Origin of the sequence: Gordonia amicalis, from assembly GCF_022059885.1 — a bacterium.
GTDB lineage: Bacteria > Actinomycetota > Actinomycetes > Mycobacteriales > Mycobacteriaceae > Gordonia > Gordonia amicalis.
The window spans coordinates 98,337-121,169 of the sequence record NZ_CP091855.1 but is presented as its reverse complement, the minus strand read 5'-3'; the positions used below and the strand labels follow the sequence as shown (position 1 = coordinate 121,169).

The 22,833-nt window shown below is 68.5% G+C and carries 21 protein-coding genes; 13 read left to right on the top strand and 8 right to left on the bottom strand.

The annotated features are described in order from the left end of the window. The first annotated feature begins 3 nt into the window (after positions 1-3). The gene (locus IHQ52_RS00550; protein WP_024499675.1) at positions 4-792 is read left to right on the top strand and encodes a PaaI family thioesterase; all 789 of its coding nucleotides are present in this window, start codon (positions 4-6) and stop codon (positions 790-792) included. Positions 793-1,038: 246 nt separating this feature from the next. Further along, positions 1,039-1,968 carry a phytanoyl-CoA dioxygenase family protein gene (locus IHQ52_RS00545; RefSeq protein WP_096274698.1) on the top strand — a complete coding sequence of 310 codons (930 nt, stop codon included), beginning with the start codon at positions 1,039-1,041 and terminating at the stop codon, positions 1,966-1,968. A 97-nt stretch (positions 1,969-2,065) separates the two neighbouring features. Here the strand turns inward: IHQ52_RS00545 and IHQ52_RS00540 are convergent, their stop codons facing one another. Genes IHQ52_RS00540 through IHQ52_RS00530 form a run of 3 tightly spaced genes read right to left on the bottom strand, consistent with a single transcriptional unit; the run spans position 2,066 to position 5,091 of the window. Further along, on the bottom strand, positions 2,066-3,205 hold the full coding sequence (locus IHQ52_RS00540; RefSeq protein ID WP_006438526.1) for a CoA transferase: 1,140 nt from the start codon (positions 3,203-3,205) through the stop codon (positions 2,066-2,068). 31 nt (positions 3,206-3,236) lie between these two features. Beyond that, positions 3,237-4,256: a MaoC family dehydratase gene (locus tag IHQ52_RS00535; RefSeq protein ID WP_096274697.1), complete on the bottom strand. Its 1,020-nt coding sequence runs from the start codon at positions 4,254-4,256 to the stop codon at positions 3,237-3,239. Further along, positions 4,249-5,091, bottom strand: coding sequence for an HpcH/HpaI aldolase/citrate lyase family protein (locus tag IHQ52_RS00530; RefSeq protein ID WP_035760770.1), 843 nt, complete (start codon positions 5,089-5,091; stop codon positions 4,249-4,251). Before IHQ52_RS00530 ends, IHQ52_RS00535 begins: the two co-directional genes overlap by 8 nt. A gap of 173 nt (positions 5,092-5,264) precedes the next feature. Between IHQ52_RS00530 and IHQ52_RS00525 the strand changes: the two genes are divergently transcribed. Both IHQ52_RS00525 and IHQ52_RS00520 read left to right on the top strand, forming a co-directional pair. After that, complete coding sequence (locus IHQ52_RS00525; protein ID WP_024499680.1) at positions 5,265-6,416, top strand: acyl-CoA dehydrogenase family protein; 1,152 nt, start codon at positions 5,265-5,267, stop codon at positions 6,414-6,416. A gap of 46 nt (positions 6,417-6,462) precedes the next feature. Next, a complete protein-coding gene (locus tag IHQ52_RS00520) occupies positions 6,463-7,206 on the top strand; it encodes a GntR family transcriptional regulator (RefSeq protein ID WP_024499681.1) in 744 nt (247 codons plus the stop codon). Between the two features lie 63 nt (positions 7,207-7,269). Here the strand turns inward: IHQ52_RS00520 and IHQ52_RS00515 are convergent, their stop codons facing one another. Beyond that, positions 7,270-8,733, bottom strand: coding sequence for an MFS transporter (locus IHQ52_RS00515; RefSeq protein WP_024499682.1), 1,464 nt, complete (start codon positions 8,731-8,733; stop codon positions 7,270-7,272). A gap of 95 nt (positions 8,734-8,828) precedes the next feature. Here IHQ52_RS00515 and IHQ52_RS00510 point away from each other — a divergent pair, with 95 nt between their 5' ends. After that, positions 8,829-9,332: a MarR family winged helix-turn-helix transcriptional regulator gene (locus IHQ52_RS00510; protein ID WP_024499683.1), complete on the top strand. Its 504-nt coding sequence runs from the start codon at positions 8,829-8,831 to the stop codon at positions 9,330-9,332. Further along, positions 9,329-10,201: an SDR family oxidoreductase gene (locus tag IHQ52_RS00505; RefSeq protein ID WP_024499684.1), complete on the top strand. Its 873-nt coding sequence runs from the start codon at positions 9,329-9,331 to the stop codon at positions 10,199-10,201. Before IHQ52_RS00510 ends, IHQ52_RS00505 begins: the two co-directional genes overlap by 4 nt. A 22-nt stretch (positions 10,202-10,223) precedes the next feature. On the opposite strand, the gene IHQ52_RS00500 is transcribed toward IHQ52_RS00505, so the two are convergent. Further along, positions 10,224-11,645 carry an FUSC family protein gene (locus tag IHQ52_RS00500; protein ID WP_024499685.1) on the bottom strand — a complete coding sequence of 474 codons (1,422 nt, stop codon included), beginning with the start codon at positions 11,643-11,645 and terminating at the stop codon, positions 10,224-10,226. Between the two features lie 71 nt (positions 11,646-11,716). On the opposite strand from IHQ52_RS00500, the gene IHQ52_RS00495 reads away from it, so the two are divergent. After that, positions 11,717-12,268, top strand: a complete 552-nt coding sequence (locus IHQ52_RS00495; protein WP_024499686.1) for a MarR family winged helix-turn-helix transcriptional regulator — start codon at positions 11,717-11,719, stop codon at positions 12,266-12,268. 31 nt (positions 12,269-12,299) lie between these two features. Here IHQ52_RS00495 and IHQ52_RS00490 read toward each other — a convergent pair whose 3' ends face one another. Next, complete coding sequence (locus IHQ52_RS00490) at positions 12,300-13,181, bottom strand: siderophore-interacting protein (RefSeq protein ID WP_024499687.1); 882 nt, start codon at positions 13,179-13,181, stop codon at positions 12,300-12,302. A gap of 106 nt (positions 13,182-13,287) precedes the next feature. On the opposite strand from IHQ52_RS00490, the gene IHQ52_RS00485 reads away from it, so the two are divergent. Continuing rightward, a complete protein-coding gene (locus IHQ52_RS00485) occupies positions 13,288-14,361 on the top strand; it encodes an enoyl-CoA hydratase/isomerase family protein (protein WP_024499688.1) in 1,074 nt (357 codons plus the stop codon). Between the two features lie 43 nt (positions 14,362-14,404). Next, a complete protein-coding gene (locus tag IHQ52_RS00480) occupies positions 14,405-15,181 on the top strand; it encodes an enoyl-CoA hydratase (RefSeq protein WP_006438037.1) in 777 nt (258 codons plus the stop codon). Positions 15,182-15,588: 407 nt separating this feature from the next. On the opposite strand, the gene IHQ52_RS00475 is transcribed toward IHQ52_RS00480, so the two are convergent. After that, a complete protein-coding gene (locus tag IHQ52_RS00475) occupies positions 15,589-16,479 on the bottom strand; it encodes a LysR substrate-binding domain-containing protein (RefSeq protein ID WP_096274696.1) in 891 nt (296 codons plus the stop codon). A gap of 91 nt (positions 16,480-16,570) precedes the next feature. On the opposite strand from IHQ52_RS00475, the gene IHQ52_RS00470 reads away from it, so the two are divergent. The 4 genes from IHQ52_RS00470 to IHQ52_RS00455 are packed head-to-tail and all read left to right on the top strand — an operon-like array spanning position 16,571 to position 20,061. After that, positions 16,571-17,806, top strand: a complete 1,236-nt coding sequence (locus tag IHQ52_RS00470; RefSeq protein WP_096274695.1) for an acetyl-CoA C-acetyltransferase — start codon at positions 16,571-16,573, stop codon at positions 17,804-17,806. Then, on the top strand, positions 17,803-18,588 hold the full coding sequence (gene pcaD / locus IHQ52_RS00465) for a 3-oxoadipate enol-lactonase (RefSeq protein WP_096274694.1): 786 nt from the start codon (positions 17,803-17,805) through the stop codon (positions 18,586-18,588). Before IHQ52_RS00470 ends, pcaD begins: the two co-directional genes overlap by 4 nt. Continuing rightward, positions 18,585-19,391 carry a CoA transferase subunit A gene (locus IHQ52_RS00460; protein ID WP_096274693.1) on the top strand — a complete coding sequence of 269 codons (807 nt, stop codon included), beginning with the start codon at positions 18,585-18,587 and terminating at the stop codon, positions 19,389-19,391. Before pcaD ends, IHQ52_RS00460 begins: the two co-directional genes overlap by 4 nt. Positions 19,392-19,407: 16 nt before the next feature. Beyond that, positions 19,408-20,061, top strand: a complete 654-nt coding sequence (locus IHQ52_RS00455; protein ID WP_096274692.1) for a 3-oxoacid CoA-transferase subunit B — start codon at positions 19,408-19,410, stop codon at positions 20,059-20,061. Positions 20,062-20,073: 12 nt separating this feature from the next. Here the strand turns inward: IHQ52_RS00455 and IHQ52_RS00450 are convergent, their stop codons facing one another. After that, complete coding sequence (locus IHQ52_RS00450; protein WP_096274691.1) at positions 20,074-22,779, bottom strand: helix-turn-helix transcriptional regulator; 2,706 nt, start codon at positions 22,777-22,779, stop codon at positions 20,074-20,076. Positions 22,780-22,833: the final 54 nt, after the last annotated feature.

Here is a 22,833-nt window from a genome sequence, read left to right as displayed (position 1 = left end):
TCCATGCCGACGACTTCGTCTGACTTCTACCTCGGCGGACCCGAGGTCATGCTGCGGATCAGGGGACTCTCGATGTCCGCCGAACGCGGTGAGGCCCGCATCGAGACCGGGCCGTGGCTCGCCGATCCCGCCGCCGGCGTCACCCGGGCGGCGCTGGCCGTCGTCTGTGACGACGTGACGGGATATGTCGTGGACGCGGGTAGCCCCGAGGGACGCTGGCCGGTGTCCCTCGGGATCCGGATGGACTTCGTCGCCGACCCGCCGCTCGACGGGACGGTCCTCGACGTCACCGGCGAACTCGTCGCCCGCGACGAGCGGGGCGCGATGACCACCGGAAGGATCTCGGATCCCTCCGGTCGCACGATCGCGACGATCGTCCAGCGGTCCCACCTCATCGACGCCCCGACCTCACCGGGTGCACATGCGACTGCCGACGTGCTCGACGCGCCGGCCAGCCCGGTTCGCGACCAGCTCGGCCTGGTCCCCACCGCGCCCGGCGTTCTGACCATGCCCCCGACCTTCCTCTCGGCCAACGGGATGGGCAGCGTGCACGGCGGAATCCTGATCTGCGCCTCCGAACTCGCGGCGATGTCGTCGGTCGAGGCGGACGGGCAGTTGCGCACCACCAGCATCGACATCAGCTATGTCCGCCCGTGCAACGCCGCCGACACCACGACCTTCACGTCGGAGACCCTGCACCGTGGCCGAAGCCTGTCCGTGGTGCGCGTCATATCGGCGAATTCGTCGGGCAAACCGTCGTCGATCGCAACCGTGGTCGTGCAACACATCTGAGATCGCGACGATGCACGGCCTTCGCAACCGGCATACCAGCATGGTTGCGGGGGGCCGCATTTCCCTGGCAGGCTGCACACATACGGCCCTGTCAGGTGCGTGCAGATCATCGCGTGCCTCGTGCGGCCGTATCTTTCGCGGTCCGTTCCCGTGAGACGGATTCGCGCACAACACAATCACCTTGCCTGCCGCCGGAATGCCCTGTCCCGAGCGGCCTGCCGGATGAGGGAAAGGATCGAATCGATCGTGGTAACTCAAACAGCAAGCCAGAACATCGATATCCGCAATGCCCGAACCGAGAGCCTGACCCGAGGCGTCGACGTGTACCGGACCCGTCTCGCCCACCGCAGCCAGATCGAACCGCGACCCCACAACACCGTGTGGGGCAGCATGGGGAACCCGGGGCCGCTGTCGGCGCCCGAGCTGCGCCACTATGCCGACCGCGGGTACCACACCGAGAACAAGGTCCTGTCGGCCGCCGACATCGACGCGTGTCTCCGTGAGGTCTCCGACATCACCGACCGACTCGGAGAGGACGACCGGGTCATCCGTGAGTCCTCGAACGGTGACGTGCGTTCGCTGTTCGCGGTACATCGCCTCAGCGACATCATCGCCGAGATCTGTGACCGCGACTCGATCCGCGGTGTCGCCGAACAGATCCTGGACGACGAGGTCACAATCCACCAGAGCCGGATCAACCTGAAGCCGGGCTTCGCCGGTGGACCGTTCTACTGGCACTCCGACTTCGAGACCTGGCACGCCGAGGACGGGATGCCCGCACCGCGAGCACTCAGCGTGTCGCTGGCACTCACCCCGAACCTGTCCACCAACGGGCCGCTGATGATCATCCCCGGCTCGCACCGTCGGTTCGTCAGCTGCGTCGGCGCGACACCCGATGGCTACCACCGGGAATCGCTGACCTCGTACCGTCCGCCCTTCGGCACGCCGGACGAGGAGGATGTCGCGACCCTCGCCGACGAACTCGGGATCGACACGATCACCGGCCCCGCGGGGTCGGCGCTCTACTTCGACTCCAACTGCCTGCACGCTTCGGCCGGCAACATCACCCCGTACCCGCGGAGCAACCTCTTCGTCGTGTTCAACGCGAAGTCGAACGCCCTGCAGGAACCGTTCGACGGTACGGCACCTCGTCCGGATCACCTCGCGCACAGGTGACCCTCTCGCTGGCTGAGGTGTTCGCTCGCACCTCAGCCGGCGGGATTTCTCCGCTCCCTGAGTAGGCCCGGAGCTTGCGGAGGGCCGTATCGAAGGGTCAGAAACCCGTCGAAGATCCCAGCTCCGGGGCGGGGCCGGTGAAGTAGTGCTCACCGTCGAACCGGGCCGGGAGACCGCCCGCGAGGTATCTGCCGATACCCGGCTGCTCCAGTTCCGTGAACAGCGGATTCTTCTGTAGAACGCCGGATTCCACCACCTCGTCGAACGTGCGGTAACGCTCCGACAGCACCGAGCTCTGCGCCAGGGCGGCCTCCACCTCGGCGGTGGAGTGGCGGGCGAACCACGCGGCGAACAGCGGGGTGAGGATCCCGCGGTGGGTGTAACGGTCTGCTTCCGCGGTGAAGTCCGCACCGAGCGCCTTCTCGACCGCTGCCACCGCATCCCCGGTCTCGGTCATCGCGACCAGGTCCCGGAAGTGGCGCGGGGTGAGGGCGACGAGCATGAAGCGGCCACCGTCGGAGGCGACGAAATCCGTTCCGTACGTGCCGTAGACGTCGTTGCCGGTCGCGGGCCGGCTACCGCCGCCGAGTTGCGGCTCGGTGAGGTAACCGAGCGTTCCCGCGACCGCCAGGGCGGTGTCCTCCAGCGGCAGCGTGATCTGAGCGCCGGCACCGGTCTGGTCGCGGCGTCGTACCGCCGCGGTGATGGCGAGCGCTGCGTACAGGCCACAGGCCACGTCCCATGCGGGCAGGGCGTGGTTGACCACGCCGGCGTAGTCGGTTGGGCCGGTGATCGCCGGGAAGCCCAGTGCCGCATTGACGGTGTAGTCGACACCGGGTGTCCCGTCAGTGCGTCCGAGCAGTTCGAGGGTGATGACGTCGGAGCGCTTCGCGGACAGGGTCTCGTGGCTCATCCATGCACGACCGCCGGCGTTGGTGACGAGGATGCCGCCACCGGGCCCGCTCTCGGTGACGAGATCCTGGATCAGCTTCTGGCCCTCGGGTTCCCGGAAGTTCGCGGTCACCGACTTCTTGCCGCGGTTGAGGCCGGTCCAGTAGATGGAGTTGCCGTCGGCGGTGACCGGCCACCGGTTGGTGTCGGCGGCGCCGCCGAGGGGGTCGACGCGGATCACCTCGGCGCCGAGCTGGGACAGCGTCAGACCGCATAGCGGTGACGCGACGAAGCTCGACACCTCCACGATGCGCAGGCCCTCGAGCGGGCGGGGTGTGGTGCTCATGCGAAAGATCCTCCGAGGAAAGGTGTTCGGGTCAGGCCATCAGGACGTGGTAGCGCCAGTCGAGGACGTCGCGGTCCTCCCCTGCCTGGTGGTCACGGTCGCCGTGGGCGACGACCTTCGACCGGAGCCGCAGGATTCCACCCCCGCCGTCGAGCGGGGTGGCGTCCTCGACGTGGATCTCCGAGCTGAGTGTGTCGCCCTCGCGGACGGGCCCGGTGTGGTCGCACGAGTCCCACGCCACCACGGTGACGAGGTTCGGCAGGGCCCGATTGGCTTGCGACAGAGCGAGTCCGATGGTGTGTCCGCCGTAGACGAGCCGTCCGCCGGCCGCCTTGCCGGCCACTCGCTCGTCGTGGTGGGTGGCGGCGATGTTCAGCGACAGACGCGCGAGTTCCGGTGCGCTGGAGACCACATCGGCGCTCGAGCGGTAGACGCGTCCGGCCAGCTCGGGGGAGAAATGTTGTCCGCGGACCGATGACCGGTAGGTGGCCAGGTCCCAGTCGGGCAGTGCCGGTTCGGCATCCGCGCCGGGGCCGATGGTGCTCAGGTCGTCGGCGTGCACGGTGCGTCCCGGGTCGGGGGCCGGGGACAGCGGCAGCATCGCGCAGCGGTAGAAGTCGAGAACCGTGGCGCCGTTCTGGTCGGTGGTGACCATGTGCAGGGCGGCCAGACCGGTCGGGGCGCGACCGGGCTTGGACTTGTTCTCCCGCAGCCCGACCACCTCGGTCACGGTGGTGAGGGTGTCGCCGATCTTCGGACAGCTGAGGAAACGCAGCCCACGGTAGAAGAGGTTGGCCTTCACGTGGTGGGTGGCCAGCGTCGACTGCCCGATCGCGACGTCGGTCACCAGTCCGGGATGGGCGAGCGTGCCCTCGCCCAGCACGCGGCCCGCCAGATGTGCATCCAGGGACAGGCGTAGCCGGTCACCCAGGATCGTCTGATGCGACGCGGCGAGCCCGGAGGTCAGCGTCAGCGACGGTGCGTCGTCGAACACCTGCCCGTGCGTCAGCTCGTCGAAGTACGGCCCGCCGACCGCGATCGGCTCACTCATCGACCGCTCCCTTCGCGAGGACTCGGCGCGCGGAGACGGCGAGGGCCTCGTCGAGCATCCGGCCGTCGAGCTCGGCGGCACCGGCGCCTGCGGCGGCTGCTTTCTCCAGTGCCTCGAGTACGCGTCGCGCGTCCTCGATGGCATCCGCGTCCGGAGTGAATATCTCGATCGCACTTGCCAATTGGGCCGGGTGGATCACCCAGGTACCGTCGAAGCCGAGGTCGCGGACCCAGCGCTTGGCGTCACGGAACGCGTCGTCGTCGGCGATGGTGAGGTGGGGGCCGTCGATCACGTCCACCCCGGCGGCGCGTGCGGCGAGCAGGACCGAGTCCTGTACGACGTGCCAGGTCCGCATCGGCAGTCCTGACGCCCGGCCGAGCGACGCGCCGAGATCGGCATAACCGATCAGAACGGCGTCGAGACGGTCGGTGGCCGCGCAGATCGTTCCGGCGTCGCGAATCCCACGAGGGGTCTCGAGCAGTGCCTGGAGACGAACGGCGGAATCGCCGAGCTGCTTGTCGGCCTCCTGGAGATCACCGGGGGTGTCGGCCTTGGGGAGCACCACCGACGTCAGGTTCGGCATCTGGGCGCAGGCGGCCAGATCGTCCGATGCCCACGGGGTGTCGATGGCGTTGATGCGCAGGGAGACAGCGCGATCAGCCCCGAACTCGGCGACGAGTTCGGCGGCGGCGGTGCGCGCCGAGTCCTTGTTGGCCGGGGTGACCGCGTCCTCGAGGTCGAGGACCACCTCGTCGGCGATGGAGGCCAGCGCCTTGCGTGCCTTGCGGTCGTCGGAGGCCGGCGCCACCAGGACGCCTCGTCTTCTCTGCACCATTGCTCCCAGTGATCGTGTCAACCCGGATGTCGGGTTCAAATGTGCGGCCAAAGTCGTGCCTTCACGGTTCTATCAGACCTCGATGTCCGATGGGAAGGTTGACATAGGTACGGCCTATCGACAAAATGGCCGTACAAATCAGCCCTCCTCGAAGAACACAGGTGAGCCCCTTCATGAGCACGCTGTCAGCGGAAGAATCCTTTCTCGTCGAGACCGTCCGGTCGTTCATCGACCGCGAGGTCAAGCCGACCGTGCAGGAGGTCGAGCACGCCAACGAATATCCCGAGAAGTGGATCGAGCAGATGAAGCAGATCGGCATCTACGGTCTGGCCGTGCCCGAGGAGTACGGCGGCTCGCCGGTCTCGATGCCCTGCTACGCGCAGGTCACCCAGGAACTCGCACGCGGCTGGATGAGCCTGGCCGGCGCGATGGGCGGTCACACCGTCGTCGCCAAGCTGCTCACCCTGTTCGGCACCGAGGAGCAGAAGCAGAACTACCTGCCGCGGATGGCCACCGGCGAGATGCGCGCAACCATGGCGCTGACCGAGCCGGGCGGTGGTTCCGACCTGCAGGCGATGTCGACCGTGGCCAAGGAAGACGGCGACGAGCTGGTCATCAGCGGGGCGAAGACCTGGATCAGCAATGCCCGACGCTCCGGGCTGATCGCCCTGCTGTGCAAGACCGACCCGGCCGCACAGCCGCGGCACAGGGGCATCTCGATCGTCCTCGTCGAACACGGTCCCGGACTGACCGTCTCGCGCGACCTGCCCAAGCTCGGTTACAAGGGAGTCGAGAGCTGCGAGCTCTCCTTCGACGGGTACCGCGCACCGAAGTCGGCGATCCTCGGCGCCGTACCCGGCAAGGGCTTCGGCCAGATGATGAAGGGGCTGGAAACCGGCCGCATCCAGGTTGCCTGTCGCGCACTGGGTGTCGCGACCGCAGCACTCGAGGACTCGCTGGCCTATGCGCAGCAGCGCGAGTCCTTCGGGCAGCCCATCTGGAAGCACCAGTCGATCGGCAACTACCTGGCCGACATGGCGACCAAGCTGACCGCGGCCCGGCAGCTCACCTGGCACGCCGCCGAGCAGTACGACCGGGGCGAGCGGTGCGACATGGAAGCCGGCATGGCCAAGCTCTACGCCTCCGAGGTCGCGATGGAGATCGCCCTCAATGCCGTCCGCATCCACGGCGGCTACGGTTACTCCACCGAGTTCGACGTCGAACGGTACTTCCGCGACGCACCGCTGATGATCGTCGGTGAGGGCACCAACGAGATCCAGCGCAACGTGATCGCCGCGCAGCTCGTGGCACGGGGCGGTATCTGACGGCGTCGACTCGTCAGGAGCAGCCGTACTCGAACAGGGGAGTGGGATGAGCGAGGTCGGGCAGTCCGAGCCGGCGTACAAGGTGCTGGCCGCCGAACTGCGATCGCACATCGCCCAAGGCCGCTACAAGGGGGGTGTACGGCTCCCCACCGAGTCCGAACTGTCACAGGAGTACGGCCTGAGCAGGCAGACGGTACGCCGCGCCTTTCTCGAGCTGGTCACCGAGGGCTCGGTGTATCGCGTACCCGGCCGTGGGACCTTCGCGACCGAGAACGCCGGTCAGTACCTGCGGCAACTGGGCTCGATCGACGACCTGATGAACCTCTCGACCGACACCGAGATGCAGGTCCTCGAATCACCCTCGCGCCGAGTCGATCTCGAGGCTGCCGGACGCCTGCGGCTCGACACCGACGTCGTCTACCGGATCGTGTTCCAGCGATTCCACGACGGGGTGCCGTTCGTGGTCACGACCGTGTCATGGCCGGAGTCGGTGGCTCGGCTCGTGATCGGTGCGCCCGAGGTGAAGGCCGGTGCGACGAGCGAGCACACGATGATCGGTCTGCTCGAACCGCACCTGCAGTATCCGATCGAGGAATGCGCGCAATCGATCACGGCCACCACCGCCGATGCCGAGACCGCAAGGCGGCTCGGCTGTCCGGTGGGTCACGCCGTGTTGCGCGTCGACCGGCTCTACACCGATTCACGCGGGCGGGCCGTCGAACTCGCGATCAGCTACTTCCTGCCCGAGCACTACACGTACCGCGTGACGCTGCGACGTAGCGGCATGTGAAGCAGACGCGAAGCGGCCCGGTGATCACGAGGACCACCGGGCCGCTTGGCATCTCGGGGAGGGTCAGTGACGGGCGCGTACCGGTTGCTCCTCGACGATGCCCGATGTTCTTCCCTTGGAGGGGATGAGCAGGGTGATCGCCACGCCGACGAAGGCGGCGGCGGCCGCGATCAGGAAGCACCAGGTGAACGTCGACTCGTCGGGGACCTCGGTGCCGCCCAGCGAGATGGTCGCGCTGGCCAGGATGAGGGCCATGACGGCGGAGGCGACGGTGGTGCCCAGCGAGCGCATCAGGCCGTTCAGTCCGACCGCGGCGCCGGCTTCGGTGGCCGGCACCGAACCCATGATCAGGGTCGGCATGGCGGCGTATCCGACGCCCACGCCGATGGCGCAGATGATCGAGGCCAGCATCAGCTTCCACGCCGCGTCCATGAGGAAGAAGGCGAAGAGGTAGCCGCAGCCGAGGATGCCGGCGCCGATGGCGAGGGTGTACTTCGCGCCGATCTTGTTGATCAGCAGGCCCGACAGCGGTGCGAAGAACATCATCATCAGACCGCCGGGCGCCATCCACAGACCCGCAGCCAAAATCGACTGGCCCAGGCCGTAACCGGTCGCCTCGGGCAGCCGCAGCAGCATCGGCAGGATGATCGACTGCGCCATCATGCCGAAACCGATGGCGGCCGCGGCGATGTTCGTCAGCAGGACGGCCGGCCGGGCCGTCGTCCGAAGATCGACCAGGGGCTCCTTCTGGCGGAGCTCGAAGATTCCCCAGACGACGAGGACGGCGATGCCGCCGAGGCCCAGGCCGAGGGTCTTGCCCGAGGTCCAGCCCCAGTCATTGGCCTTCGACACCGCGATCAGGAAGGCCGAGAGGCCGATGGCCAAACCGACGGCACCGGGGATGTCGAGGCGGCCGCCGGCGGAGGTGTTGACCCGCGGGACGAGGAGCAGGACCGCGGCGATGATGAGCACACCGAGGCCGGTCGCGACGTAGAACAGGGCATGCCAGTCCCACGTCTCGACGATCCACGCCGACAGGGGCAGACCGATCGCACCGCCGACGCCGAGCGTCGCACTCATCGCGGCGACGGCCATCGACGTGATGTGGGGCGGGGTGATCTCGCGGATCAAGCTCATGCCGACCGGAATGAAACCCATCGCGAGGCCCTGGACGCCACGACCGATGATCAGCGGAACGAGTGAGTCGCCCACTGCGCACAGCAGCGATCCGAGGGTCAGCAGGACGGCGCTGGCGAGCAGGACGCGCTGCTTGCCGAACATGTCGCCGAGGCGGCCGGCGATGGGCATGGCGACCGCCGCGGCGAGCAGGGTGGCGGTGATGATCCACGACGCATTGCCGATCGAGGTTCCGAGCAGACGCGGAAGATCCGGCTGGATCGGGATGATCAAGGTCTGCATCAGTGACGCGACGAGTCCGCCGAAGCAGAGCGCCACGACGCTGCCGACGGCGCCGGCGGGGGCCTGTTCGGTTCCCTCCTGGGGTAACTGGCCTTGTGTTTCGCTCATATGCGAGACCTCCTTCGAGGTATGCAGCATACATATGTAACGTACATAGGCAAACCGGACAGTAGATTTGTCCTGGTCGATGCGATGGAGGGGCAATGTCCGAGGACCACGAGCCGTGGCAATCGCCGGTACACCGAGACCTGGTGGCCGAGTTGCTGCGTATGTCCCGGCGCAAGGGGCTGCTCCCGCCGTCGGTCGGGCTGGAGAAGTCCGCCTTCGCCATCCTGTGGGTTCTGTCCGACGGTCGGCCGCGCACGCTTCGCCAGCTGACCGAAGAACTCGAACTCGAGCAGTCGACCGTCAATCGGCAGGTCAATGCCGCGATCAAACACGGTTACCTCGAGCGTTTCGAGGTCGAGGACTCGCTCTCCAAGCTGATCCGTCCCACCGATGCGGGACGCGAGGCCTTCCGGCGGGACGGATTGCTTCGTGCCGAGCGACTCGAGCAGGTCTTTGCCGATCTCGCACCGGGCAGCCCGGAGGCGTTGCTCCACGAGTTGCGGGCGTTCAACGACGCCTATGAACGGACGCAGGACCGGCACGGCGCCGGCCAGCGTGACAGCAAGAGCGATCAGAGATTCAAGAGAGGGATGGTATGACCACTGGAGGCGGCACGTACGCGGTGACCGGGTCGGCGTCGGGGATGGGCGCGGCTGTGGCCGAATCCCTACGCGCGGAAGGGCACACGGTGATCGGCGTCGATCTGCGCGATGCCGACGTCGTCGCCGACCTGTCGACCGCGCACGGTCGGCAGAAGGCCGCCGAGGAGGTCCTCGCCAAGGCCGGCGGCACGCTCGACGGGGCGGTCCTCGCCGCCGGGATGGGGCCGAGCAAGGGGCGCGAGCGGATGATCACCGAGGTCAACGTCCTCGGCGTCACCGATCTGCTGACTGCCTGGCGCCCGGCCCTCGCTGCTGCGGACAAGGCGAAAGTGGTTGTCTTCGGCTCCAATTCGACGACCGTGACACCGCTGGTGCCGCGCGGTGCCATCCGGCGGCTCATCAACGGCGACACCGCCGGGGCGACCCGGCAGATCCTGCGACGTCGCGGCGTCACCGCGCCGGTCGCGTACGCGGCATCGAAGATCGCGGTCACCCAGTGGTCACGCTGGCAGGGCACCAAGCCGGAGTGGGCCGGGGAGGGCATCCGGATCAACGTGATCGCGCCCGGCCCGGTGATGACGCCCCTGCTGCGATCCCAGCTCGACAGCCCGCAGGCCAAGAGCGTGAAGTCGTTCCCGGTTCCGGTGCGCGAGTACGGAACCCCGGAGCAGCTCGCCGCGTGGGTGATGATCATGCTGTCGCCGGCCGCCGACTTCATGGCCGGCGCCGTCATCACCGTCGACGGCGGGACCGAGGCTCTGATGCGCACGCGGGACTGGCCGAAGCCGCTGCCGGTACGCGGGATTCCGAAGCTGGTGTGGAAGATGTACCGCGCACCCAAGGACGGGCAGGTCGCACGGTACTAGACCCGCAGTTGTCCGGGGAGCATCACGTGGTGTCGAGGTGGTGCCGGTCGTCGAGGCGGATCGTGACGGCCGCGACCACGACACCGATCATCACGCCCAGGAGGGTGTCGAACACCCGGGTCGCGCCGATGTCGGCACCCACCGGGTTGCCGATGCTGGTGACCAGCAACGCCATTGCCGTGATGGGAACCGAGGCGAGGGCGTAATTGCGGGTCACGACCATCTCGGCGGCACCCTGGCATACGACGATCACCACGACGAGCGGCCAGTATCCGAGTCCGGCGGCGATGATGATCGCCGCGAGTACCGCGCCACCGACATTGCCGACGAGGCGCTGGATGGCTCGCTGAACCGTGTGTCGATAGTTGACTCCCTGCAGCGCGGCGAGCGCACCGATCGACGCCCAAAGCGGGTGGGTGAGACCGGCCGCGGTGGCGAGCCCACCGGCCAGCAGGGACGCGGTGGTCACCCGGGCGACGTTCACTCCGATCTCCCGGTCGGACAATCCCCGGAGTGATTCGCGCAGAGTGTTCTTCGGCGCGGTTCCGGGCATGGTCACGTCGGTGCGCTCGCGCGGGGGAGTGAGGTTCGGCCGCACCTTGCGCAGTTCCGCTTCGAGGTGGGAGAAGTCCTCGCGCCGAGCGGTCAGGGAGTCGTGAGAACCGCTGTCGAGCACCGACTCCGCGGCGTCGAGGAATGAGATCAATTCGGCGACATGGGCGTCGACGCGTCGTGCCGGGGTCCGGGCGATCACCTCGCGTGCCTGCCCGATCGACGCTCGAGCCGCGGCCACCGAGCCCGGACCGTAGTGCTCGATCCCCGACACGGCGGCGAGTGCCCGGGCGACGGCCACCCGCGACGGGCCGTGCGGATGGGACAGTGCGGGCGCCATGGCCACGAGCCAGCCCACGAGCCCGCCGAATGCCGCCGCGACCGTGGCCGTCACGGCGTCGGCTGCGGTGTGGGCGAATCCGGCGGCGCCGGCGGCGGCGAAGATCATGATGGCCGGGCCCGGTCCGGTGATGCGGAACGCCGCGCACAACCAGAAGGCGAGTCCGGCGCCCCCGGAGACGAGCAGGATCTGCGCCCAGATCGACACGCCCAGCACGCCCAGGAGGGCACCCAGAGCGGTGTAGGCGACTATCAGCGACGCCACCCCGGCCAGCCTGCCCGCCATGCGCGGATACGGCTCGTAACGGAGATAGGCCGACGACAGGGTCCCCAGAGCGGCGAAGCCCGCGACCTCGGTATGGCCGATGAGTCCTCCGACGACGAGCGCGATGGCACCGGCGAGGCCGACGCGGAAGCCGATCGCGATCGTCGGGTCCGCCCGCCGGATCTCGAGCGTGCTGCGCCATGCGGACGGCGACACCGAATGGGCGAGCGCCCTCCTCGAGTGCTGCAGGCGACTGCGGCGGGTGGTGCCGCTGAAGGTGGATGGCATTCGACCACCATAATAGTTCTCAAGTAAAATATCTATAAAACAGTTGGAAATGATCGAGTACGATGTGTCACGTGCCAACTCCTTCCGCTGCATCCGGACCCGGTGACCAAGTCCTCCCGGACGCCGTCGACCGGGCCCGCACGGAGTGGGAGGCCCGGTATCCCGAGGTCGACGGCAGGCCCATCGACGTCATCGGTCGCATCACGCGGATCAGTGCCCTCGCGCTGGCGCGTTTCGAGCGCGAACTCGACCCGCGTGGGGTCACCCGCGTCGAATACGACGTCCTGAGTGCGATCGCGCGCGCCGATCACCCGTTGCGCGCCAGCGAGGTCACCTCGGTCACCGGGATCTCCGGGGCGTCGACGACGAAGAACGTGGAGCGCCTGGTCAAGATGGGTTTGGTCGAACGCGAGCGGCTCGAACGTGACGGGCGGGTGGTCCTGCTGTCACTCACCCCCGAAGGACGGGAGCTGGTGGAAGAGCAGTTCCCGCGTCGTCTCGAGTCGGAACGGCAGATGCTCGACGGCCTCGACGACGAGGAGATCGAAACCCTCATCGAGCTGTTGCGGCGGATCACCCGCAACGTGGAGCGCGGTCCCCGAACTCGGGCAGACCGGACCTGAGCAGTGCCGGTTGCGCGGTCCGGATCGTCGGTTACAGGCCGACGCGCTCGAGCGCCTCGTCGAACTCCTCGGACGCCTCTTTCTCGGTCTTGCCGTCGGCGAGCGCCTGCCGGTACACCGCGAACAGTTCGGTGCTGCGCTCGGTATAGCGTCGGGTCCAGCGTTCGCTGTCCGCTCGCCAGTAGCCGATCACGTCGTAGGAATCACGGCCCCATCGCAGCTCGCTGCGCAGATGCTTACGGACGGAACGTGACTCGGCGGCCTCGCCGGCGAACCAGCAGTACGCGGAGGTGTCAGTTGGTGCCGGAAGGTCGAGTTCGGCGACCGTCTGCGCGAGCCGGCTCGGCGTCCGTCCATTGCCGCCGACCAGCGTGATCGTCTCGACCTCCCGCTCGGGTAGGTAGGCGAGGTCGGTCGGCGCCGGCACCTCGACCACCACCGTCACGCCGACGGTCGACGAGAGTTCCTCGAGAATCCGGGCGAGGGCGGGGAGTCCGGCGAGGTCGGCGGCCAGGACGAGTCGGCTCGTACCGGCCGGTGGCGTGAACCAACTACGCGCGTGCGTCAGAACCACCTCATGACCCGGCTCGGCCCGCTGGGCCCACGTGGTCGCCGGTCCCGCGGCGTGGATGACGAAATCGACGACGACGGTGCCGGCCGTGGGGTCGGCTGCGCGGATCGAGTAGTTGCGCCCGGCCGGCGCGGGGTCGGTGTCGTAGTAGGCCCAGGTCCCGTCCCGGCACTCCATGTCCGGGGTCGAGCGGTGCGACTCGAAGGGGAAGTAGATGCCCACCGCCTCGTCGGCGACGCCGGGCAGTCCCAGGCCGGTCAGGTCATCGACGTCGAACGTCAGGCGGCGCAGGTTGGGCGTCAGGTCGTCGACCCCGCGGACGCGTGCTCTCGAGTAGCCCATGAGGCCACCCTAACCTCGTAATGGAGGGGCACCCGGGGTCTGGCCTCTGTTACTAGGATATGCAACCATCTGTGGAGGCCTGTCGGTGTGGAGAGGAGTTTCGGTCGTGTCGGAACAATCAGTGCTGGTCCCGTCTGTCCTGACGGAGGAGAACGGGTCGGCGCGGTCGCTGATCCTCAACCGTCCGAAGTCGATCAACGCGATCGACCACGAGATGGTCACCGAGATCGCGGAACGCCTCGACGCCTGGTCCGGTGACGACGCCGTCGAGGCCGTCGTTCTCTACGGTGCCGGCGAGCGCGGCCTGTGTGCGGGTGGCGACATCGTCGCGATCCATCGCGACGCCTCCGCTCTCAGCGGGAACCCGGACTCGACCGATGTCGACGCGGAGAACTCGCCGTCGGCGAAGTTCTGGTTCGACGAGTACCGGCTCAACGCCGCGATCTCCCGCTACCCGAAGAGCTACGTCGCGATCATGGACGGCATCGTCATGGGCGGCGGCGTCGGCGTCTCCGCACACGGCAACATCCGCATCGTGACCGACCGCACCCGCCTCGCCATGCCCGAGGTCGGCATCGGATTCGTCCCCGATGTCGGTGGCACACACCTGCTCTCGCGTGTTCCCGACGGGCTCGGCCTCTACGCCGGCCTCACCGCGGCTCACCTCCGCGGCGCCGACGCGCTGGCCATGGGTCTCGCCGACCACTTCGTCCCCTCGGACTCGCTGCCCGCGTTCATCGAGGCCATCGGGACCTCCGGGGTCGACGCGGCGATCGAGCAGTACGCCACCGACGCTCCCGCGTCGGAGCTCGCCGCGCAGCGTGACTGGATCGCCGAAGCCTTTGCTGCCGAAACGATCTCGGAGATCATCGACCGTTGCCGCGCAGTCGGCACCGAGGCGGCGGCCAAGACTGCCGACACCATCGCGGCCAAGAGCCCCACCGCACTCGCGGTCACGCTGCGCTCGCTGCGCGAGGCCGCGGCCGACGCGACCCTGGAGGACACATTGGTGCGCGAATACCGCGTATCCCTCCGGTGCCTCCTGCATCCCGACATGGCCGAGGGCATCCGCGCACAGGTCATCGACAAGGACCGCAACCCGAGTTGGGCAGAATTCTCGGAGGCGGGCGTCGACGCGTTCTTCGCGCCGCTGCCGCACGACCTGACGTTCCCTGCCTGACGTCACTGCCTGACCGACCACCACAACCGGAAGAAGGAATCACGTGACCGAATACCAGACCATCCTCGTCGAACGCCGCGGCCGCGTCGGCATCATCACCCTCAACCGCCCGAAGGCGCTCAACGCCCTCAACTCCGAGCTCATGAACGAAGTCGTCGGCGTCGTGAAGGAACTCGACGTCGACCAGGGCATCGGTGCCATCGTGATCACCGGCTCGGAGAAGGCCTTCGCTGCCGGCGCCGACATCAAGGAGATGTCCTCCAAGACCTACGCCGACGTCGTCAACGAGCAGTTCTTCGGCGCCTGGGACGAGCTGGCGCGTGCGCGCACCCCGATCATCGCCGCGGTCACCGGCTACGCGCTCGGCGGCGGCTGTGAGCTCGCGATGCTGTGCGACACCATCATCGCCGGCGACAACGCCGTCTTCGGTCAGCCGGAGATCAACCTCGGTGTCATCCCCGGCATCGGCGGCTCGCAGCGCCTGACCCGCGCCGTCGGCAAGGCCAAGGCGATGGACATGGTCCTGACCGGTCGTCAGATGAAGGTCGACGAGGCCGAGCGTGCGGGCCTGGTCTCGCGTGTCGTGCCCAAGGAGGACGCCCTGGCCACCGCGATCGAGGTGGCCGAGGTCATCGCCTCCAAGTCGCTCATCGCCTCCGCGCTCGCCAAGGACGCGGTCAACCGCGCCTTCGAGTCGAGCCTGGCCGAGGGTGTCCACGCAGAGCGGGTCCTGTTCTACTCGACCTTCGCCACGGACGATCAGACCGAGGGCATGGCCGCCTTCGTCGAGAAGCGGGACCCGAACTTCACGCACCGCTGATAGTTCGCGAACATCGCTGCGTCGCAACCGATCTCTCGCTCCCTGAGGTGCGAGGAGCGATAGCGACGAGCCTCGAAGGGCATGGTGAGAGATTCTCGCCAGGCCCTTCGAGACGCTCGCAAGCTCGCTCCTCAGGGAGCGGGGGTTGCGCTCGCAAGCTCGCTCCTCAGGGAGCACGGGGCGGACGCTCGCAAGCTCGCTCCTCAGGGAGCACGGGGCGGACGCTCGCAAGCTCGCTCCTCAGGGAGCACGGGGCGGACGCTCGCAAGCTCGCTCCTCAGGGAGCACGGGGCGGACGCTCGCAAGCTCGCTCCTCAGGGAGCACGGGGCGGACGCTCGCAAGCTCGCTCCTCAGGGAGTGGGGGTTGCGCTGCGCTGGCTCGCTCGGCAGCGGCTAGATGCGGCGTTCAGGAGAGGCTGCGCAGGACCGCCACGGCCCGGTCGACCAGCGGGGTGCGCCGCGCGGCCGCATATGCCGCCACCAGGTCGACGTGGGCGATCGGTGCGGCCAACGGCCGGTAGACGACGCCGGCCACCCCGAGTGCGGAGGTCGGCTCGGGCACGATGGCCACTCCGAGCCCGGCCGCGACCAGCGTCACCAGCGTCGACGTCTCCTCGACCTCGTGACGGATTCGCGGCACGAAGCCGGCGCGCTCCGCTGCAGCGGCGAGAACCGCGCTGAGGACCGATCTTCCGCCGCCCACATGGGAGATGAAGTCCTCGCTGCGAAGTGCGGCGAGTTCCACGAACTGCTCCTCGGGGGTATCGGCGAGCGGATGATCGGCGGGGAGTGCGACGATCAGCCGGTCCTTCCGGATCGATTCGACGATGAGACCGCGTGTCTCCACGGGCATGCGCAGCAACGCCAGATCGATGTCGCCCGACGCCAGCGCGCCGATCTGTTCGGGTGCCAGCATCTCGCCGCGGACGCTCACGTCCACGTCGGGCAACTCGTCGCGCAGCGCGCGCACGAAACGGGGCAGCAGTGAGTAGGTCGCCGACCCCACGCAGCCGATCGCCAGGTTGCCCTGCCGGCCGTCGGCGATGCGCTGTGCACGACGGGCCGCGGCGTCCACGGAGTCGAGGATCGCCTCGACCTGACGCAGATAGTCCTCACCCGCGGCGGTCAGCTCGACGCGCCGCGTCGACCGGACCAGCAGGGGGACCCCGAGTTCGTCCTCGAGTTGCCGGATCTGCTGGGACAGCGGCGGCTGGGCGATGTGGAGCCGTTGGGCCGCACGGCCGAAGTGCAGTTCCTCGGCGACCGCGCGGAAGTACCGCAGGTGGCGCAGTTCCATGCACCCCACTCTACCGATTGATATGTGTGACATATCAAAAGCCAGCAAATGGATACTTCTCCATATCGCTGCAGCTCACTACCCTTGTGGCATGGCATCCTCTGGCACCTCGGACTCCGACATCGTGATCTGTTCGCCGCTGCGTACGCCCGTCGGCCGCATGGGCGGGGCGCTGTCCACCGTGCCGGTGACCCGATTGGCGACCGATCTGCTGCGGGAACTGACCGCGCGCACCGGGCTGGGTGAGGGAGACATCGACGACGTGATCCTCGGGCAGGGTTACGCGAGCGGGGAGTCGCCGGCGATCGGCCGGATCGCCGCTCTCGACGCCGGGCTCGGTGTCGGCGTCCCGGGCATGCAGGTCGACCGCCGGTGCGGATCGGGTCTGCAGGCCGTCCTCACCGCCGCGTCCTCGGTGGCGACCGGCGGAGCGCGACTCGTGGTCGCCGGCGGCGCCGAATCGATGTCGACGGTCGAACACTACGCACTCGGACTCCGCTCGGGGATCAAGCAGGGCGGCGTCGAGTTGATGGACCGGCTCGACCGCGGTCGTCTCACCGCCGGTGGGGAATCCCACCCCGTCCCCGGCGGGATGATCGAGACCGCCGAGAACCTGCGCGCGAAGTACGGAATCTCCCGTGCCGACCAGGACGAATACGCCGCACGGTCGCACCACCGTGCCGTCGCCGCCCATGAGGAAGGCCGCTTCGCCGACGAACTCGTCGCGGTCACGATTCCCGGACGCCGCGGAAAGCCTGACACCGTCGTCGACCGCGACGAGCATCCGCGCGCCGATGCCACCGCGGACTCGCTCGGGAAGCTGCGTCCCATCCGGCTCAAGGTCGACGCGGAGTCCACGGTCACCGCCGGCAATGCCTCCGGCCAGAACGACGGCGCGGCCATGTGCGTGGTGACCACCCGCTCCCAGGCGCGTCGCCGTGGACTGGAACCCCTTCTCGCACTGCGCTCCTGGGCGGTCACCGGGTGCGCGCCGGAGACCATGGGTCTCGGCCCGGTCGGCGCCACGGCCGCCGCACTCGGCCGCGCCGGGCTCACCCTCGACGAGATCGACCTGATCGAACTCAACGAGGCCTTTGCCGCGCAGGTCCTCGCCTGCCTGGACGAGTGGAAGATCGACGCGAGCGATGAACGCGTGAACCCCAACGGTTCCGGCATCTCCCTGGGTCATCCGATCGGCGCGACTGGCGGCCGCATTCTCGCCACGGCTGCGTACGAGGCCCGACGCCGGGAGGCGCGCTACGTCCTCGAGACCATGTGCATCGGCGGCGGCCAGGGACTCGCCGCGATCTTCGAGGCGACCCGATGAGCGGGCGCGAGACCGGGGCGGTCGAGGTGCACGCCGTCGTCACCGGTCGCGAGAACGGCCCCGCGGTGATCCTCTCGAATTCGCTGGGTTCGACGTACCGGATGTGGGACGCGCAGCTCGCCGCACTCGAGGAACGTTTCCGCGTCGTCCGGTACGACACCCGCGGGCACGGCGAATCCCCGGTTCCCCAGGGGCCGTACACGATCGACGATCTGGCCGACGACGTGATCGCCCTCCTCGATCGACTCGAGATAACGCAGGCACATCTCGTCGGCCTCTCGCTCGGCGGAATGACCATGATGCGGGTCGCCGCACGCAATCCCGAACGGGTACGGCGTCTCGCCGTCCTCTGCACCGGCGCGCAACTCCCCCCGGCCCAGGCCTGGATCGACCGGGCCGCGACGGTCCGGGCACAAGGCACCGGGGCAGTTGCCGAAGCCGTCGTGCAGCGCTGGTTCACCGACGAGTACCGGAGCACATACGAGGCGTCGAGGAAGTATCACGAGGACATGGTGGCCTCGACCCCCGCCGAGGGATACGCCGCGTGCTGCGAGGTGATCGCGGCCATGGATCTGCGGGGTGACCTGCCGTCCATCGTCGCGCCGACTCTTGCCATCGCCGGCGCCGACGACCCGGCCACCCCACCGGCGAAACTCGAGGAGATCGCCGACAACGTGCAGCAGGGCCGTCTGCTCGTGGTGCCGGCCTCGGCGCACCTGGCCAACGCTCAGCGGCCCGACATCATCAACCCCGCACTGATCGAACACCTGGAGCAGCCATGACCATCGACAAGACCGCCGCCACCGGTGCGGTGAGCAAACTGGCCGCGTCGCCGGCGGATGCGGTCGCCGACATCCCCGATGGCGCGAGCCTCGCAGTCGGCGGTTTCGGCCTGGCCGGCATCCCCGGGTTCCTGATCGACGCCCTCCTCGAGCAGGGTGCGAAGAACCTGACGATCGTCTCCAACAACTGCGGTGTCGACGGCGCCGGCCTCGGTCTGCTGCTCGAGGCCCGGCGGATCGACAAGGTGATCGCCTCCTACATCGGCGAGAACAAGGAATTCGGCCGCCAGTTCCTCGCGGGCGAGGTCACCGTGGAACTCACCCCGCAGGGCACTCTGGCCGAGCGTATGCGCGCCGGCGGCAGCGGAATCGGTGCGTTCTTCACCCCGACCGGGGTGGGCACCCTCGTCGAAGAGGGTGGTCTGCCGTGGCGGTACAACCCCGACGGTTCGGTGGCCGAAGCGTCCCCGCCCAAGGAGGTCCGCACCTTCAACGGGGTGGATATGGTCCTCGAGGAGGCCATCGTCACCGACTACGCCCTGATCCGCGCGGCGGTCGTCGACACCGCCGGCAACTGCCGATTCCACGCGGCCGCACGCAACTTCAACCCGCCCGCGGCGATGTCGGGCCGGATCACGATCGTCGAGGCGGAACGGGTCGTCGAGGTCGGCGAGCTCGGTCCCGACGAGATCCACCTGCCGGGGATCTTCGTGAAGCGGATCGTCGAGCTGACCCCCGAACAGGCCGCTCGCAAGGGCATCGAGAAGCGCACCGTCCGCGAGCGTCCCGTCGCGGCGCACTGAGCCAGGAGAATTTCAGATGACTTGGACCCGTACCGAGATGGCCGCCCGCGCGGCCCGGGAACTGACCCGCGGTGACTACGTCAACCTGGGGATCGGTCTGCCGACGATGATCCCCGACCAGATGCCGGACGACTCGGGGATCTACCTGCACGCCGAGAACGGCATCCTCGGCGTCGGGCCTTTCCCGTACGACGACGAGGTCGATCCCGATCTGATCAACGCGGGCAAGCAGACCGTGTCGGTGTTGCCGGGGGCGTCGTACTTCGACTCGGCGACCAGCTTCGCGATGATCCGCGGCGGGCACGTGGACGTCGCCGTCCTCGGCGGCATGCAGGTTGCGATGAACGGCGACCTCGCGAACTGGATGGTTCCCGGCGCACTCGTCAAGGGGATCGGCGGTGCCATGGACCTCGTCAACGGCGCGGGCAAGGTCATCGTCCTGATGGAGCACGTCACCAAGAAGGGTGAGCCCAAGCTCCTCGAGGCGTGCTCGTTACCTCTCACCGGTCGTGGCGTGGTGAGCCGGGTGATCACCGATCTCGGTGTATTCGATGTCGCGGGAACAGGTTTCGAGGTCGTGGAGTTTGCTCCCGGTGTCGATCTCTCGATCGTCGAGGCCAAGACCGGTGCGCCGGTCACCGATCGCACCGCGGTGCACGCCGCGGTCTGAGACGGCGGCCTCTCAACGGCGCGAGGCCGCCAGCTCCGACCGCGACCGCAGTCCGAGTTTCGCGTAGATCCGGGTCAGGTGGTACTGCACGGTCTTCGGCGAGATGAACAGCTCCGCCGCCACCTCGCGGTTGGACAGCCCGCGCGCCACCAGTGCGGTGACGGCCTCCTCCTGCGGGGTGAGTTCGCCGGCGTCTCTCGACGAGCCCCGGTTCTCGGTTCGCGTCCCGGCCAGTCCGCCTGCCTTGAGTTCACGGTCGCAACGGTCGACGTAACTGGCCGCTCCGAGCGAGAGGTAAAGGTCCCGCGCGGTACCGATGACGGCATCGGCGGCGCGGCGTTTACCCGCGCGTCGGAGTGTCTGTCCGTAGGCGAAGTTCACCCGTGCCTGGTCGTAACGCAACCCCAGTCCGTCGAGGAGTTCGAGTCCTTCCTCGAACGTCCTCTTGGCCCCGTGGATGTCTCCGGTGGCACCGAGATGGCGGCCCCGCGCGTACTTCATCCGGGCGGCCGACGACCGGTGGCCGCGTTCGGCGGAACGGGATTCGTAGGTGCGCAGCAACCGGTCGGCATCGTCGAACTGACCCTCGAGAACCTGGGCGTTGGCCAGGACGTCGACCCACGGCCACAGTCCGGGTTCGGAGAGGGCGGGGACGGATTCGGCCATCGTCACCAGCGGTGTGAGAATTCGACGCACCTTGCCGTAATCGGCTGCGGCCTCGGCGAGTTGCGCACGCGCCAGTAAGTCCGGTATCCGCATGATCTCGTAGTCACCGATCGACGTGGCCGATGCGGCGATGCTGCGGTGCGCCTCCTCCCAGTCGCCGCGAAGCGAATGAATCTGCGTCGCAGTCCAGTTCAGCAGCGGTGTGGTGAGTGCGATTCCGCTGCTACGGGCGAGCGCCCGGCCGGCCTCGACGCTGCGCATCGCATCGTCCCAGTCCCCGGTGAGGAACTGCACGCGCGCCAGCCAGGCCAGCGCCCACAACGAGATCCGCGTCGAACCGCCCAGCTGCGCCATCGAGACCGCGGCCTCGAGATTCGTACGCGCGGCGTCGATCTCGTCGAGCCCGAGCTGTAACCAGCCGCGACCCATGACGGCTCGCTGTGCCTGCGCGCCGTAGCGGATGGTCGCCGAGACCGACTCGTACTCGGCGCGTGCGGCCTCCGGCTGACCCGACCACGCCAGGCCGAGACCACGGATGACGGCCGCCTCGACCCGTGCCGCCGATTGGCTCCCGGCCATCTCCATCGCACGATCTGCCCAGGCGACGAGCTCGGATCCCTGGCAGCGCACCAGATTGTGCAGCACGTGGCGTTGCGCGATGAGGGCCGCGACGTCGGGTTCTCGTTCGACGTTGACGATTCCCCAGGCACGGTCGAGGCGGAGCTGTGCCTCCGCGGAACGCCCGCGCAGGATCGCCAGGTAGGCGAGGGTTGCGTTGCGCAGCGGTGTCTCCCGCAGGCTCTCGACGGTCGGGACCAGTGCACCGGCGCCTGTGCAATCGCCTGCGGCCAGAAGCGAATCCACCGCGAGTGTCACCCGCGTGTCGCGTTCGAGCGGGTCGGGGGTCAGCCGACCGGACTGGCGGTAGAGGCCGGCCGCCTCGGCCCAGGCCCCGTCGGCGCCGCGGGCGCGCGCGAGTTCGGCGAGGTCGTCGGCGAGTGCGGCATCGGCGGTCGGCGTCGCGGCAACTCGATGGTGGAGTCGTCGGGCGGGGTCGGCGACGATCTGCGCGGCACGACGATGGGCCTCGCCGACCGCTCCCATCCCGAGGACCTCGAGCACTGCCGCACGGACGAGGGGCGTGACGATCCGAGGTCGTGCCTCGGCCGGTGTCAGCGCCCCGTCACAGGTGACGAGTCCGGTGCGTCGCGCCTCGTCGATGGCGTCGAGCGGGTCGGTGATCCCGGCGAGTTCCACTGCGGTGGAGAGCGGTTCGGCGTCGTCGAGGATGGCGAGCGCCTCGATGAGCGAGCGCGCGGGTACGCCGATGTCGGGCAACCGGTCGCGGACCTGCGCGACGACGTATCGGGGGGCCGGTAGCTGGGCGCCGCTGCGCGACCACGTCCCGGCGGGCACCTCGTCGAGGAGAGCGACGATGTCGCGCGGCTTGCCCGCGGTGTGGCGGGTCAGCTCCTCCCGCATCGCGGGGTGCAGCACGATGCCCCGCCGGCCCGCGATCTCGGCGGTGCCCTGTGGGTCGATGCTCTCGAGCCGCAACTCGTCGAGGGGTTGACCCACCAGACGCGCCCCGGGCCGGGATGTCGTGGCGACGACGAGGACCCGGCAGGCGCGATGGTCGCGGGTGAGCGTGAGCAATGCCTGTAGCGACACCTCGTCCGCGAGATCGGCGTCGTCGATGGCGATGAGCGACGGGGTGTCCGCGGACGGGCCGAGTGCGGCGAGCAGGCCGCCGACCAGAGTTTCGACATCGGTTGTGCCATCGGGTGAGTGATCCTGCAGCAGTTGCCGGACCAGGGCACCCGGCGTCGACGCCTGCCACGGTGACACGCGCGCCCACAGGGTCGCCCCGGTGTCGTCGGTACCGTGCGACTCGGCGCGATGTCGCGCGACCAGATGGGCGAGCAGGGTCGACTTCCCGCTCCCGGGGTCACCGGAGACGGCGAGGAACTCCGCGCCCGTCACGTGCCGCAGCCGCGACCACAGCGCATCGACCTCACGGTCCCGCCCGACGCACACGGCAGTGACCATCATCGCTCCATACTAGGACCCAGGTCACAGACCCCGGGTCGTACCGACTCGCCCTCG